Source organism: Micromonospora sp. CV4 (genome assembly GCF_003667455.1).
GTDB lineage: Bacteria > Actinomycetota > Actinomycetes > Mycobacteriales > Micromonosporaceae > Micromonospora.
The window spans coordinates 1-13,623 of sequence record NZ_RCVI01000381.1 but is presented as its reverse complement, the minus strand read 5'-3'; the positions used below and the strand labels follow the sequence as shown (position 1 = coordinate 13,623).

The following is a 13,623-nucleotide window of genomic DNA, read 5'->3' as shown; positions in this document are numbered from 1 at the left end:
GCCGCGTCCCGCCGCCGGGGCGTCCCGCCGGCCCGAACGGGCGGCCGCCCGGCCGCCGTCGAGCACCTGCAACGCCGGCCGGAACGGGTCGCCGGAACGGGTGCTGCGCGGGGTACGCCGCTGCTCGGCGCCCCCGCTGCGCGGCGGAGTGCCGCGCTCCTCGCGCACCGTCCGGCCCCGCGGGGTGTACGCGCGGGCGCCGGAGATACCGCCGATACCCGGCTCGCCGGGGCGCGGCTCCCCGTCGACGGGTCCGCTGTCACGTGAAGAGCCGCGCCGGGACCCCTTGGGATCCCGGCGCGGCTCGTCCGACCTCGGTGGCACCGGTCAGCCTCCAGTGCCCTGCTGGCTGGTCACCGACGGCTCGCCGGTCGCCGGCTTCGGCACGCCGATGGTCCGGCCGTCGGGCAGCCGGATGTACGCCGGCTCACCGGCGTCCACCAGGCCCAGCCGCCGCGCCTCGGCGGTCAGGTTGCCCGGCGCCTTGGCCTCGGCGATCTGCTTGTCGAGCTGCTGCTTCTCCAGGTCCAGTCGGGCCTGCTGCTGCTGCAGCTTCTCCAGTCGGAACGCGTTCTCATTGATCTTGGTGTTGACCGCCAGGATGCCCAGCACCCCGCCGACCACCAGCACCACGATCAGCGCCGCGAACGGCGCGCGCGGCACCGACACCGGCGGAGGCGGCGCCACCCGCAGCCGGGGCGGACGGGCGCTCGCCGCGACGCCGGCCTTCTCGGCCGGACGCAGCGCGGCGGTGCCCTGGGTGGGAAACTCGCGCGCCCCCCGGGCGCGAGCCTCCCCCTGCCGCTTCACTCGATCGATGCGTGGCGTACCGTCTCCCACGCGCGGAGCCCGCTCCGCCGCGGTCCGGCCCCCCGACCGCGGTGCGCGCTGCCCGCCGCCGGTGACGTCCCGGCGGTCGCGCTTGTCAATGTTCATGTCCCTCCCCCTCTACATCCGTCCCTCTGTCGTCCCCCGGCGTCCCTGGATCCCCCACGGATCCCGCGGACCCCGTCCCCGGTTGGTGCATCGCCTTCACCCGTCGGCGGGACCGTTCGCGGTCGGTCCGCCCCTGCTGTGTCGCGTTCGGGTCGAGTCGCTCCGCGGCCCGCAACCGCACCGAGGCGGCTCGTGGGTTCGCGGCGACCTCCGCCTCCCCGGGCAGTTCGGCGCCCCGGCTGAGCAGCCGGAACGTCGGACCGGACCCGGGTAGTTCGACCGGGAGGTCGATCGGGCCCTTACTGCGGACCCGATCCGCGAGCGCCACCTTGGTGAGCCGGTCCTCCAACGAGTGGTAGGACAGGACCACCATGCGACCGCCCACGGTCAGTGCGTCGAGCGCGGACGGCAGCGCTGACTCCAGCGCTGCCAGCTCCTTGTTTACCTCGATCCGTAAAGCCTGAAACGTTCTCTTTGCCGGGTGTCCACCCGTTCGTCGGGCTGGCGCCGGAATCGAGTCCCGGACCAGCTCCGCCAGCCGCGCGGACGAGGTGATCCGGGCGCGCTCCCGCTCCCGGATGATCGCCGAGGCGATCCGGCCGGCGAACTTCTCCTCGCCGTAGACCCGCAGCACCCGGGCCAGGTCCGGATGCGCGTAGGTGTTGACCACCTCCTCGGCGGTCACCCCCCGGGTCTGGTCCATCCGCATGTCCAGCGGCGCGTCCTGGGCGTACGCGAACCCGCGGTCGGGCGCGTCCAGTTGCAGCGACGAGACACCCAGATCGAACAGAATCCCGTCGATGCCCGGATAGCCCAGCCGGTCCAGCACCTCGGGCAGCTCGTCGTAGACGGCGTGCTCCAGGTGCACCCGGTCGGCGAAACGGGCCAGCCGGACCCGCGCGTGGGCGAGGGCCTCGGTGTCCCGGTCGAGCCCGATCAGGACCGTCTCCGGGTTCGCCTCGAGCACCGCCTCCGCATGCCCGGCCAGGCCGAGCGTCGCGTCGACGTGCACCGTGCGGCCGCCCCGACCCAGCGCGGGGGCCAGCAGCTCGAGACACCGCTCGAGCAGCACCGGCACGTGCGTGCCGCGCAGCTCCCCCATGTTGACCCCCACTGGTTGAAACGTCCGTTCGTCCATGCGCCTGTCGTCGGACGGCGCTGCCGTCGTACCGCCAGATCCCCATCCGCTCCCGCCCGGCACCGGGTTCGGACCCGATGACTGGATCGTGCGCCTGGCACCGGGGAAGGGATGCCAGGAACTCGAAAGCGGCTGGAGATCTCGCAGTACGTCGGGCGCCGTTCCGCCCTACAGACCGCCGGGCAGCACCCCCTCCTCGATGTCGGCGAAGTCGTCTTCGCTCTCGGCGAGGTAGGTCTCCCAGGCGACCCGGTCCCAGATCTCCACCCGCGTGCTCGCGCCGATCACGACCAGGTCGCGGTCGAGCGCGGCGTACGCCCGCAGGTGAGCCGGGATGGTCACCCGGCCCTGCTTGTCCGGCACCTCGTCGTGCGCGCTGGCGAAGAAGACCCGGCTGTAGGCCCGGGCCGCCTTGTGCGTCATCGGCTGCGCGCGCAACTGCTCCGCGATCCGCTGGAACTCCGGTGTCGGAAAGACGTAGAGGCAGCGCTCCTGCCCTTTGGTGATCACGACACCCCCCGCCAGCTCGTCCCGGAACTTGGCCGGAAGGATCAACCGGCCTTTGTCGTCCAGGCGTGGAGTGTGGGTGCCGAGAAACACCGGCCCTACCCCCTCGCCCTTAAGCGGCGTTCGCGGCGCCGCTGACCCCCCGGGCCGGTGAGCCCTCCCGGCCTCACCATTGGGCCCCACTCTACTCCACTTCCCTCCACCTGCAACCAGATTCGACCGCGTGGCGCGCCCGATCCATGAGCAAAACCGCACGTCACAAGGGGTGGAGCGGAGTGGAGGGCCAGGGCTGCCGCCCGGCGTGGTCCGCTTTCCGACATTGATCGACTCCATCCGGTGGAAGCCGACCCGGCCGCCCGCGTCCGCACCACAACCGAACGGTTCGCCGTCGGCGGCGATCTGGTGGGGTGGGCGGTCCGGTAACCTCGCTCGCGTGACGGACGCGAAAATGCCCCTACGGGCCAAGGTGGCCAGCTCCGTGTCACGGACTGCCGCGGCGCTCTCCCGGGCGGCCGGCCGTGGCGACGGTTCGGTCATCGGCGGGTGGATCGGGCTGAAGATCGACCCGGACCTGCTGGCCCACCTGTCGGCCGGGCGCGCCATCGCGCTCGTTTCCGGCACCAACGGCAAGACCACCACCACCCGGTTGGCCGCCGCCGCGGTCGGCGTACTCGGCCGGGTCGCGACCAACTCGTTCGGCGCCAACATGCCCACCGGGCACACCTCGGCGCTGGCCAAGGCGGGCAGCACCCCGTACGCGGTGCTGGAGGTCGACGAGCACTACCTCGCCCAGGTGCTGGAGGCGACCGAGCCGCACGTGGTCGCGCTGCTGAACCTCTCCCGCGACCAGCTCGACCGGGCCAAGGAGGTCGCCATGATGGCGCAGCTCTGGCGCGCGGCGCTGGTCCGGCACACCGACGTGCGGGTGGTGGCCAACGCCGACGACCCGATGGTGGTCTGGGCCGCCACCCCGCCGGCCGACCCCGCGCGCGGCATCAACCCGCCGCACGTGACGTGGTTCAGCGCCGGCCAGCGCTGGCACGACGACTCCTGGGTCTGCCCCGAGTGCGGCTCCACCATCCAGCGCTCCGGCGACCAGTGGTGGTGCACCGGCTGCCCGCTGCGCCGGCCCGAGCCGCAGTGGGTCGTCGAGGACGAGGGCGTGCTCGACCCCACCGGCGCCTGGCACAAGGTCTCCCTCCAGCTGCCCGGCAAGGTCAACCTCGGCAACGCGGCGACCGCGCTGGCCGTGGCCGCCGAGTTCGGCGTCCGCCCGGTCGACGCGGTGTCCCGCCTCGGCATCGTCACCTCGGTCGCCGGCCGCTACGCGCAGGTCGACAAGGACGGGCGCAACATCCGGCTGCTGCTGGCCAAGAACCCGGCCAGTTGGCTGGAGGCGTTCGACATGGCCGACGAGGCGCCCACCCTGCTCTCCATCAACGCGCGCGACCCCGACGGGCTGGACACCTCCTGGCTCTTCGACGTCGACTTCGCCCCGCTGCGCGGCCGGCAGGTGTTGATCACCGGCGACCGGGCGTACGACCTGGCGGTCCGGCTGGACGTCAACGACGTGCCGTTCCAGCACGTGCGCACGTTCGACGACGCGATCCGATCGGTCCCGCCGGGGCGGCTGGAGGTCATCGCGAACTACACCGCGTTCCAGGACATCCGAGCGGAGTTGGACCGTGTCAACTGAGAGCCTGCGCATCGTCTGGATCTACCCCGACCTGCTCTCCACCTACGGCGACCGGGGCAACGCCCTGATCCTCGCCCGGCGGGCCCGCCAGCGCGGCATGCCGGTCGAGGTGCTGGAGGTCCGCTCCGACCAGCGGCTACCCGCGACCGCCGACATCTACCTGGTCGGCGGCGGCGAGGACGGTCCGCAGGCGCTGGGCGCGCAGCGGCTCATCGCCGACGGCGGCCTGCACCGGGCGGTCGCCCAGGGTTCGGTGGTGTTCGGCGTCTGCGCCGGCTACCAGCTGCTCGGCACCTCCTTCTTCGCCAAGGGTGTGCAGTGCCGCGGGCTGGAGCTGCTCGACCTGCAGTCCGACCGGGGCCCGAGCCGGGCCGTCGGCGAGCTAGCCGGCGAGATCGACCCGCGGCTGGGCCTGCCCGCGCTGACCGGTTTCGAGAACCACGGCGGCCGCACCCACCTCGGCCCGGAGGTCGCGCCGCTGGCCCGGGTCAGCGCCGGGGTCGGCAACGACGGCAGCACCGAGGGCGCCTGGCGCGGCAAGCTGCTCGGCACCTATTCGCACGGCCCCGCACTGGCCCGCAACCCGGCCCTGGCCGACCTGCTGCTGCGCTGGGCCACCGGCGCGCACCAGCTTCCGCCGCTGGACGACACCTGGTCGGACCGGCTCCGGAACGAGCGCCGCGCCGCAGTGGCCGCCGCCCGGGCATGATCCGGGCCGTCCGGCGGCTGCTCCGGCAGCCGTCGGCCGCCCGGTTCGCCCTGCTCGTGCTGCTGATCGGCCTCTGCGGGCTGCTGCTGCTCCTGGTACCAAGGCCGGACCCGGCGCAGCTGCCGCGGCTGGCCGACCGGCTCGGCGACCTCGCCCCGGTGGCGGCGGTCCTCGGCGGCGCGTTGCTGCTGGTCGCGTTGGTCCCCCGGACGTTCATCACGCTCGCCGCCGGCGCGATCTTCGGTCCGCTGGAGGGCGCCGCGTACGCCCTGGGCGCCGCGCTGGTGGCGGCGGCGGTCGGCTTCACGGTCGGCCGGCTGCTCGGCCGGGAGTTCGTCGCCGAGCGGGTCCGCGGCCGGCTCGCCCGCCTGGACGGCTGGTTCGCCCGGCAGAGCGTGTTCGGCGTGGTCACCGTCCGGCTGCTGCCGATCGCCGGCTTCGGTCTGGTCAGTTACGGCTACGGCACCACCGGCGCCCGGGTGCTGCCGTTCCTGGTCGGCAGCGTGCTCGCGTCCGCGCCGACCGCCTTCGGGTACGCCGCGATCGGCGCCGCGGTCAGCTCCCCCGGCCACATCAACTGGTACGCCGCCGCCCCGGCCAGCCTCGGCCTGATCGCCAGCGTGGTGCTGATCTCCCGGTGGTGGCGCGCCGAGCGGCGGCGCCGGGCGACGCCGGCATGACCGTGTCCGAGCCGACCGACCTGCCCAACGAGCAGCGGCTCGCGGGCGGCTTCGTCGCCGAGGTGGTCCGGGTCGGCGACACGGTGCGGCGTACGCTGCCGGCCAACCTCGACTTCGTCGGCGCGCTGCTGCGCCACCTCGCCGAGGTGAGCGCGGACCTCGCGCCCCAGCACCTCGGCGTCGACGCCCAGGGTCGGCAGATGCTCAGCTACGTCCCGGGTCGGGTGCCGTGGCGGGACCGGGAGGACCCCGCGTTCTTCGCCGACCCGGCGCTGGTGCGGCTGGCCGAGCTGATCCGGCGGCTGCACGACGCGTGTGCGGGCACCGCGCTGGCTAGCGACGCCGAGACGGTGTGCCACCGCGACCTGTCCCCGAAGAACACGGTGTATCGGGACTTCCCGACCGGGCCACTGCCGGTGACCTTCCTCGACTGGGACCTGGCCCGGCCGGGCCGACGGATCGAGGATGTGGCGTTCGCCGGCTGGCACTGGGCGGCGTTGGGTGAGGGCGCCGATCCGACCGAGCTGGGCCGGCGCTGCCGCGTGCTCTGTGAGGCCTACGACGCGGCGTCCGCCGCACCCGTTGGTCCGGCACTGCCCCGGGACGAGCTGGTGGACGTGATGCTCCACCAGATCGGGAGCACGTGGCGGAGCATCGACGCCGGCGCCGACCGCGACGAGCCGGCCATGCGCCGGCTACGCGACGCGGGCGCCGTTCGCGCGGTACGCCACTGGCACGACTGGCTGCTCACCCACCACCGCACAGTCGCCGCGGCGCTGACCGCCTGAGCCCACCGCCCCGCCGGCGCGGCGTGTCGCAGCGCGCGGGGGCCGGCGTGTCGCGGGAGCGGGCGGACGCACCGACGAGCACGATGACTCAGAGGCATATTTATACCTCTGAGTCATCGTGCTTCCCGCAGCGTCCGCCTCCGCGGACGTCACGATCCGCCAGGGCGGTCAGGCGACGACCGAGACCACCCGGCCCGGGACGACGATGACCTTGCGAGGCTCCTTGCCGGCCAGGGCGGTGGCCACCGCGTCCAGCGCGGCCGCACGGACGGTCTCCTCGGACGAGCCGGCGGCGACCTCGATGCGGCCACGCACCTTGCCGTTGATCTGCACCGGATAGGTGACCGTGTCCACCACCAGCAGCGCCGGGTCAGCCGTCGGGAAGTCCGCGTACGTCAGCGACGTGTCGTGGCCCAGCCGGCGCCACAGCTCCTCCGCGACGTGCGGGGCGAACGGCGCCACCATCAGCACCAGCGGTTCGGCCACCTCGCGCGGCGTCGCCGACAGCCGGGTCAGCCCGTTGGTCAGCTCGATCAGCTTGGCGATCGCGGTGTTGAACCGGATGCCGTCCATGTCACCGCGGACCCCGTTGATCACCTTGTGCAGCAGCCGGCGGGTCGCCTCGTCGGCCGGCTCGTCGGTGACCCGCAGCGCACCGGTCTCCTCGTCGACCACCGCCCGCCATACCCGCTGCAGGAACCGGTACGAGCCGACGACCGCCCGGGTCTCCCACGGGCGGGACACCTCCAGCGGGCCCATCGACATCTCGTACACCCGGAAGGTGTCCGCGCCGTACGCGGCGCACATGTCGTCGGGGGTCACCACGTTCTTCAGCGACTTGCCCATCTTGCCGTACTCGCGGTTGACCGTCAGGTCGCCCAGGTAGTAGGCGCCGTCGCGCTCGACGACCTCCTCGGCCTGCACGTAGCTGCCGCGCGAGTCGGTGTACGCGTACGCCTGGATCATGCCCTGGTTGAACAGCTTGCGGAACGGCTCGAACGACGACACGTGCCCCAGGTCGAACAGCACCTTGTGCCAGAACCGCGCGTACAGCAGGTGCAGCACGGCGTGCTCGGCGCCGCCGACGTACAGGTCGGTCCCCCCGCAGTCGCCCTCGCCGCGCGGGCCCATCCAGTACCGCTCGTTCTCCGCGTCGACGAACCGCTCGCTGTTGGTCGGGTCCAGGTAGCGCAGCTCATACCAGCAGGAGCCGGCCCACTGCGGCATCACGTTGGTCTCCCGCGTGTACCGCTTCGGACCGTCACCCAGGTCCAGCTCCACCTCGACCCAGTCGCGGCGACGCGACAGCGGGGTCTCCGGGTTCGAGTCGGCGTCGTTCGGATCGAACGTCTTCGGCGAGAAGTCGTCCACCTCGGGCAGCTCGACCGGCAGCATCTCCTCCGGCAGGGCGATCGCCGCGCCGGTCTCGTCGTAGACGATCGGGAAGGGCTCACCCCAGTAGCGCTGCCGGGAGAACAGCCAGTCGCGCAGCCGGTAGGTCACCGCGCCGGCGCCGTGCCCGTTCGCCTCCAGCCAGGCGATGATCGCGGCCTTGGCGTCGGCGACCCCCAGGCCGTCCAGGTCCAGGCCGCGCTCGGGCGCCGCGCTGTTGATCGCCGGCCCGTCCCCGGTGTACGCCTTGCCGTCGAAGCCCTCCGACGGCTGCACGGTCCGCACGATGGGCAGCTCGAAGACCTCGGCGAACGCCCAGTCCCGCTCGTCCTGCGCGGGCACCGCCATGATCGCGCCGGTGCCGTAGCCGGCCAGCACGTAGTCGGCGATGAAGATCGGGATCTGCCCGCCGGTGACCGGGTTGATGGCGTACGCCCCGATGAAGACGCCGGTCTTCTCCTTGGTGTCGGCCTGCCGCTCGACGTCCGTCTTGGCCGCCGCCGCCTTGCGGTACGCCTCGACGGCCGCACGCGGACTGGCGTGCCCGCCGGTCCAGGCGTCCCGCGTCCCCTCCGGCCAGGCGGCCGGCACCAGCGTGTCGACCAGCTCGTGCTCGGGCGCCAGCACCATGTAGGTGGCGCCGAAGATGGTGTCCGGCCGGGTCGTGAACACCCGCACCGGCTCGCCGGCGGTCGGGAAGTCGATGTGCGCACCGGTGGAGCGGCCGATCCAGTTGCGCTGCATGTGCTTGATCGGCTCGGGCCAGTCCAGGCTGTCCAGGTCGTCCAGCAGCCGGTCACCGTACGCGGTGATCCGCATCATCCACTGCTTCAGGTTGCGCTTGAAGACCGGGAAGTTGCCCCGATCGGAGCGGCCGTCGGCGGTGACCTCCTCGTTGGCCAGCACGGTGCCCAGCCCCGGGCACCAGTTCACCGGGGCCTGCGAGACGTACGCCAGCCGGTGGTCGTCGACGACCTGGCGGCGCTCGGCGACGCTCAGCTCGGCCCAGCCCCGGCCGTCCGGGGTCGGCCGGTTACCGCCCTCGAACTCGGCGATCAGCTCGGCGATCGGCCGGGCCCGCCCGGCGTCCCGGTCGTACCAGGAGTTGAAGATCTGCAGGAAGATCCACTGGGTCCAGCGGTAGAAGTCGGTGTCGATGGTGGCCACCGAGCGGCGCTCGTCGTGCGCCAGCCCCAGCCGGCGCAGCTGCGCCTTGTACCGCTCGATGTTCGCCACCGTGGTGGTCCGCGGGTGGGTGCCGGTCTGCACCGCGTACTGCTCGGCGGGCAGGCCGAACGCGTCGAAGCCCATCGCGTGCAGCACGTTGCGCCCGGCCATCCGCTGGTAGCGGGCGAAGCAGTCGGTGCCGATGTAGCCCAGCGGGTGGCCGACGTGCAGTCCGGCGCCGGAGGGGTACGGGAACATGTCCAGCACGTACAGCTTCTCCGCGCCGGCGCGGGGGTGGTCCGGGTCGGCCAGCGGGCCGGTCGGGTTCGGGGCGTGGAAGGTGCCCTCGCGCGCCCAGATGTCCTGCCAACGGTTCTCGATCTCGTCGGCCAGGGCCGCGGTGTACCGGAACGGGGGGATGTCGCCCGCCGGTGCGGCTGCCTCACTCATCGTCTCTCCTCGCTCCGCTTCGCTTCGTCTCGGCGCCACCGGGCCGGCCGGCGACGGGCACAAAAAAGCCCCTCGCGCAGGAGGGGCCGCCGTGCTGTCGCGCGTTCAGCGCATCAGCACGGCCCGGTAAGAAGCAGGAAAGCTCCGGCCATGTCCGGCAGTGTACCTCGCCGCCAGGCCCGACGACGGGTTGCCACCAGGCGGCGGGACGCGGGGCGGTCACCCGGCCGCGGCGAGCCGGGTGGTGTCGGTGGTGAAGCCCCAGCACTGCTGGGCGTTGAAGACCACCGCGTCCTTGCAGTACGTGGGGCTGGAGGTGGCGGTCGCGTCGGTGAGCAGCACCGAGGCGTAGTCCCGGAAGTAGGCGTCCTCCATCGTCGTGCTGACGCACTGGTCGGTGTTGACCCCGCCGAAGAAGAGGGTGCGGATGCCCTGCGCGCGCAGCACCTGGTCGAGGTAGGTGGCGTGGAACCCGTTCATCCGGTACTTCTGCACCTGCAGGTCCTCGGGCCGCACCAGCTCCCGCAGCTCGTCGACCAGCGTCGCGCCCCACGACCCCTCGGTCAGCACCGGGCCGTGGTCCAGGGGCTGCCCGATGCCGGCCTGGTCGAGGCGGTGCTTGAACGACCAGAGCGTGGGTGCGCCGAGGTTGCGCAGGTCTGGGCGGTTGTGCCAGAACACCCAGATGACCGGTACGTCGAGCTGGCGGGCGGCCTCCACCGCGCGTACCGCTCCCGCCACACCGCGCCCTCCCCCGGGTTCGCATCCCCGCGCCGACGGACGAGCCACGCGGATCGGGACGCCGGATACCCGGAGGCGGTACGGTCACGCGTCCCCCGAGATGGCGAATATCGGTGCGTAACCGACGGACTACCTGCGGGGGTCGGCGAGAACGACAAACATGGTTAGCCTGAGAGGCCAGTGAGATTTCTGCGGCAAACGAGGCTCGACGTCGCGAACCCAACGGCGGGTCCAGGTGCTCTTAACAGAGCTGCCGTGACGGCGACGAGGAGGAGGCCCGTGACACAACAGACCTGGGACGAGGTGGGCGGCTTGCTGCCGCACGACGAGTTCCGCGCCGCCAGCGAGGCCATCGTGGCCAATATCGAGCAGGTCATCGAGGGTAAGACCGCCACCGTGCGGCTGGCCCTGGCCGTCCTGCTCGCCGAGGGCCACCTCCTGATCGAAGACGTTCCCGGCGTCGGCAAGACCAAGCTCGCCAAGGCCCTCGCGCGGTCCATCGACTGCACCGTGCGGCGGATCCAGTTCACCCCCGACCTGCTGCCCAGCGATGTCACCGGCGTCAGCGTCTACAACCAGGAGACGCACGACTTCGAGTTCCGCCCCGGCGCCGTCTTCGCCAACCTGGTCGTCGGCGACGAGATCAACCGCGCCTCGCCGAAGACCCAGTCGGCGCTGCTGGAGTGCATGGAGGAGCGGCAGGTCACCGTCGACGGCGTGACGTACCAGCTACAGACCCCGTTCATGGTCATCGCGACGCAGAACCCGATCGAGATGGAGGGCACCTACCCGCTGCCCGAGGCGCAGCGCGACCGGTTCACCGCCCGGATCGCGATGGGCTACCCGGACGCCGGCGCCGAACTGGCGATGCTGGACGGGCACGGCGCCACGGACCCGCTGCACGAGCTGCGTCCGGTCTCCGACGCGGACATCGTCCGCCAGCTCATCGCCACCGTCCGGAAGGTGCACGTCGCGGACGCGGTCAAGCAGTACGCCGTCGACCTGGTCACCGCCACCCGCGAAGCGCCCGACCTGCGCCTGGGCGCCTCCCCCCGGGCGACCCTGCAGCTGCTGCGCACCGCCCGGGCGGTCGCCGCCCTGGAGGGGCGCGACTACGTCCTCCCCGACGATCTGCAGGCCCTCGCGGTGCCGGTGCTCGCGCACCGGATCATTCCGACCGCCGACGCGCAGCTCGCCCGACGCACCACCGACGCGATCGTCTCCGAGCTGGTGCACCGACTGCCGTTGCCACACGACCGGCAGCGCTCCCCCTACGACACCCGGCCCGCCACCGGCAACGGTCGCGCGCCCTACGAGCCGCGGAGGCCGTGACGTGCGTGCCGGGCTGCGCGGGCTGACCACCCGCGGGCGCTCGTTCCTCGCCGCCGGGGTCGCGGCGGCGATCTCGGCCGGCATCCTGGGCGAGAAGGACCTGCTCCGGGTTGCCGTGCTGCTGGGCATCCTGCCGTTGCTGGCCGCCGCATACGTCGGGCGCAGCCGCTACAAGCTGGCGTGCAACCGGTCGTTGGATCCGCACCGCGTCCCGGTTGGGGCCAACTCCCGGGTCGTGCTGCGCCTGCAGAACCTCTCCCGGCTGCCGACCGGCACCCTGCTCCTGGAGGACCGGCTGCCCTACGCCCTGGGCAGCCGGCCCCGGGTGGTGCTGGAGCGGCTGGGCGCGCACCAGGCCAGCTCGGTGGCGTACACCGTGCGCGCCGACGTGCGGGGCCGCTACGACGTGGGTCCGCTGGTGGTCCGGATGACCGACCCGTTCGGTCTCTGCGAGCTCAGCCGGGCGTTTCCCAGCACCGACCACCTGACGGTCATCCCGCAGGTCGCTCCGCTGCCGTCGGTCCGGCTCCCCGGCGAGTACGCGGGCAGCGGCGACAGCCGGGCCCGCTCGGTGGCGGTGCACGGCGAGGACGACGCGGCGACCCGGGAGTACCGGCGCGGCGACGACCTGCGCCGGGTGCACTGGAAGTCCACCGCGCGCACCGGCGAGCTGATGGTGCGCCGCGAGGAGCAGCCCTGGGAGAGCCGGGCCACGGTCGTGCTGGACACCCGCGCGTACGGCCACCGCGGCGACGGGCCGACGGCGAGCTTCGAGTGGGCCGTCTCCGCCGCCGCGAGCATCGCGGTGCACCTGCGGCAGGCCGGCTACAAGCTGCGCCTGGTCACCGGGTCGGGGGTCGACGTGGACGCCTCGGAGGCCGGCGGCGACGGGGCGCTGCTCGACCACCTCGCCGAGGTCCGGCTGGACCAGCGGGCCGAGGTGACCGGCCTGGTGCAACGGGTCCGGCAGCGCGCCGACGGCGGGCTGATCATCGGGTTGTTCGGCGCGGTGAGTGTGGCCGAGGCCGAGCTGCTGGCCGGGCTGCGGGGCAACGGCGCCACCTGCGTCGGGTTCCTGCTGAACAGCTCCACCTGGCTCAGCCTGCCCGAGAAGGCCCGGGCCGAGGCGGAGCACGTGCACGGCGCCGCCGCGCTCGCCATGCTGCACAGCGGCTGGCGGGTGGTCGGCGTCGACCACGGCAGCCGACTGCCGGCGCTCTGGCCGCAGGCCGGCCGGGGCTCGCAGGGGTTCGCCCTGCGCGCCGCGCTGGCCGAGACGGTCGCCGGCGGCGTGCGATGAACGGAAGGTTCCCCTCATGATCGCCAGTCGGAACATCGGCCCGGTTGCGGCGGCCGCCACCCTTCTCGCCGCCGCGCCGCTGTCGGCCATCTTCGAGACCTGGACGTGGCTCGTCCAGTCCGCGATCGCGGTCGCGGTGGTGGCCGGGGTCGCCGCGCTGACCCGGCTGATCCGGGCGCCGCTTTGGGGTCAGGTCCTCGGCATGCTGGCCGCCCTGGGGCTCGCCCTGACCTGGCTGTTCCCCAGCGGCGGGGAGCTGCTCACGTTCCTGCCCACGCCGGGCACGTTCGGGCACTTCGCCGACCTGTTCACCGGCTCCATGCAGGACATGCGCTCGTACGGCGTGGAAGTCCCGGACACTGACCCGCTGCTGTTCATCACGGTGCTCGGCGTCGGCGGCGTGGCCGTACTGGTGGATGTGCTGGCGGTGGGTCTGCGCCGGCCGGCGCTGGCCGGGCTGCCGATGCTCGCCATCTACTCGGTGCCGGTCGCCGTCTACGTCGACAGCGTCCCCCCGGTGCCGTTCGTGGTGGGCGCCGCCGGGTACCTCTGGCTGCTGGTCACCGACAACGTCGACCGGGTCCGCCGCTTCGGCCGCCGGTTCACCGGCGACGGCCGCGACGTCGACGTGTGGGAGGCCTCGCCGCTGGCCGCCGCCGGCCGCCGGCTCGCGGTGGTCGGGGTGGCCATCGCCGTGGCGCTGCCGCTGGCCGTGCCGGGCATGACGGGCGGGCTGCTCGACACGCTGGGCGGCGGCACGGCCAGCGGCAGCGCCACGGCGATGGCC

At 73.0% G+C, this 13,623-nt stretch carries 12 protein-coding genes and 1 pseudogene; 7 read left to right on the top strand and 6 right to left on the bottom strand.

Translation table 11 applies throughout. The annotated features are described in order from the left end of the window. The 4 genes and pseudogenes from EAD98_RS31920 to mraZ form a co-directional block, all read right to left on the bottom strand. Positions 1-324, bottom strand: a pseudogene (locus tag EAD98_RS31920) (penicillin-binding protein 2); the annotation flags it as partial. Between the two features lie 3 nt (positions 325-327). Further along, the gene (locus tag EAD98_RS26690; protein WP_121656726.1) at positions 328-936 is read right to left on the bottom strand and encodes a hypothetical protein; all 609 of its coding nucleotides are present in this window, start codon (positions 934-936) and stop codon (positions 328-330) included. Next, a complete protein-coding gene (rsmH, locus tag EAD98_RS26685) occupies positions 926-2,038 on the bottom strand; it encodes a 16S rRNA (cytosine(1402)-N(4))-methyltransferase RsmH (RefSeq protein WP_199723566.1) in 1,113 nt (370 codons plus the stop codon). The genes EAD98_RS26690 and rsmH overlap by 11 nt, the downstream gene beginning before the upstream one ends. 204 nt (positions 2,039-2,242) lie before the next feature. Beyond that, positions 2,243-2,674 carry a division/cell wall cluster transcriptional repressor MraZ gene (gene mraZ, locus EAD98_RS26680; RefSeq protein WP_074313044.1) on the bottom strand — a complete coding sequence of 144 codons (432 nt, stop codon included), beginning with the start codon at positions 2,672-2,674 and terminating at the stop codon, positions 2,243-2,245. Positions 2,675-3,029: 355 nt separating this feature from the next. On the opposite strand from mraZ, the gene EAD98_RS26675 reads away from it, so the two are divergent. From EAD98_RS26675 to EAD98_RS26660, 4 genes are read left to right on the top strand one after another with little or no spacing between them, the layout of a single operon-like run. Continuing rightward, complete coding sequence (locus EAD98_RS26675; protein WP_121656724.1) at positions 3,030-4,277, top strand: MurT ligase domain-containing protein; 1,248 nt, start codon at positions 3,030-3,032, stop codon at positions 4,275-4,277. Next, on the top strand, positions 4,267-4,986 hold the full coding sequence (locus EAD98_RS26670; RefSeq protein WP_121656723.1) for a type 1 glutamine amidotransferase: 720 nt from the start codon (positions 4,267-4,269) through the stop codon (positions 4,984-4,986). The genes EAD98_RS26675 and EAD98_RS26670 overlap by 11 nt, the downstream gene beginning before the upstream one ends. Continuing rightward, a complete protein-coding gene (locus tag EAD98_RS26665; protein WP_121656722.1) occupies positions 4,983-5,666 on the top strand; it encodes a TVP38/TMEM64 family protein in 684 nt (227 codons plus the stop codon). The genes EAD98_RS26670 and EAD98_RS26665 overlap by 4 nt, the downstream gene beginning before the upstream one ends. Continuing rightward, positions 5,663-6,454 carry a phosphotransferase gene (locus tag EAD98_RS26660; protein WP_147457494.1) on the top strand — a complete coding sequence of 264 codons (792 nt, stop codon included), beginning with the start codon at positions 5,663-5,665 and terminating at the stop codon, positions 6,452-6,454. Before EAD98_RS26665 ends, EAD98_RS26660 begins: the two co-directional genes overlap by 4 nt. A 168-nt stretch (positions 6,455-6,622) precedes the next feature. On the opposite strand, the gene leuS is transcribed toward EAD98_RS26660, so the two are convergent. Both leuS and EAD98_RS26650 read right to left on the bottom strand, forming a co-directional pair. Beyond that, positions 6,623-9,463, bottom strand: a complete 2,841-nt coding sequence (gene leuS / locus EAD98_RS26655) for a leucine--tRNA ligase (RefSeq protein WP_121656720.1) — start codon at positions 9,461-9,463, stop codon at positions 6,623-6,625. Positions 9,464-9,682: 219 nt separating this feature from the next. Further along, positions 9,683-10,204 (bottom strand): cysteine hydrolase family protein, encoded by a 522-nt coding sequence (locus EAD98_RS26650; protein ID WP_199723565.1) that lies wholly within the window; start codon positions 10,202-10,204, stop codon positions 9,683-9,685. A gap of 279 nt (positions 10,205-10,483) precedes the next feature. Here EAD98_RS26650 and EAD98_RS26645 point away from each other — a divergent pair, with 279 nt between their 5' ends. The 3 genes from EAD98_RS26645 to EAD98_RS26635 all read left to right on the top strand — a co-directional run. Next, positions 10,484-11,536, top strand: a complete 1,053-nt coding sequence (locus tag EAD98_RS26645) for a MoxR family ATPase (RefSeq protein WP_121656718.1) — start codon at positions 10,484-10,486, stop codon at positions 11,534-11,536. A gap of 1 nt (position 11,537) precedes the next feature. Beyond that, entirely contained in the window at positions 11,538-12,836 is a 1,299-nt protein-coding gene (locus tag EAD98_RS26640) for a DUF58 domain-containing protein (RefSeq protein WP_121656717.1), read from the top strand. Between the two features lie 16 nt (positions 12,837-12,852). Then, a partial coding sequence (locus tag EAD98_RS26635) for a DUF3488 domain-containing protein (protein ID WP_233583985.1) occupies positions 12,853-13,623 on the top strand: 771 nt, incomplete at its 3' end.